Origin of the sequence: Mycolicibacterium arseniciresistens (genome assembly GCF_030519285.1) — a bacterium.
GTDB lineage: Bacteria > Actinomycetota > Actinomycetes > Mycobacteriales > Mycobacteriaceae > Mycobacterium > Mycobacterium arseniciresistens.
This window is the reverse complement of the sequence record NZ_JAUMSQ010000526.1, coordinates 1-830: the sequence shown is the minus strand read 5'-3', so window position 1 is coordinate 830 and position 830 is coordinate 1. Positions and strand designations below refer to the sequence as shown.

Below are 830 nucleotides of genomic sequence, written 5' to 3'. Positions count from 1 at the left end.
CGAGCGCCTCGAGCACGATCGCGCGCGCCCCGGCGTCCGCGCACGCCACCATCGCGATGCCGTCGCTGCCCGGGTAGACCGCGACGATGTCGACCCGCGGGGCCGCGCCAGCCGTCATCGGGCCCAGGTACGGCCTGGTCTTGTCGGCGGTGCGGACGAACGCGCCGTCGTCCACCGCGCCCACCGCCCGCCCCGCGAAGCCCCGCAGGTCACCGGTCGCCACCTTCTGCAGGCCGATCGGCTGCCACACCGTGCCCGCGAAGCTCAGGACCACGCCGGCGTCGCGGGCATCCGGGTGCGCCGCAACGGCCAGCGCGTCGCGGAGGTTGCCCGGGCCGTCGGCGCCGGGAGCGTCGGCACTGCGCTGCGCACCGGTCAGCACGACGGGAACCGTTCCGTCATAGGTGATCTCGAGCCACAGCGCCGTCTCCTCCATGGTGTCGGTGCCGTGGGTGACGACGACGCCGGAGGCGCCCGCGTCGACCGCGTCGCCGACGGCCCTCCGGATGGTGTCCCAGTCGGGCGGGGTCATCTCGGAGCTGTCCAGCGAGAGCGCGTCGACCCAGCGCACGCCGTCGACGGCCGCGGCCCCCAGACCGGTCAGCAGGTCGGCGCCGCCGCGGGTCGGCCGCCGGACACCGGCGTCGTCGACGCTGGTCGCGATGGTTCCACCGGTGGTGATGACGACGAGGCTCACATGCGGAATTCTTCCCCATCGGCCGGTTTGGGATGATGGTCCGGTGACTGACGAAACACCGGGCCCCTTCGAACGGGCGACCGGGGCCGCAACCGGCGGCGCCGCGGCGCCTGACGAGGCGCCGCCGAGGCGT

At 74.7% G+C, this 830-nt stretch carries 1 protein-coding gene; it reads right to left on the bottom strand.

Annotation, left to right across the window (positions count from 1 at the left end):
- A partial coding sequence (locus Q2100_RS31250; protein WP_302917126.1) for an asparaginase domain-containing protein occupies positions 1-697 on the bottom strand: 697 nt, incomplete at its 3' end.
- Between the last annotated feature and the right edge of the window lie 133 nt (positions 698-830).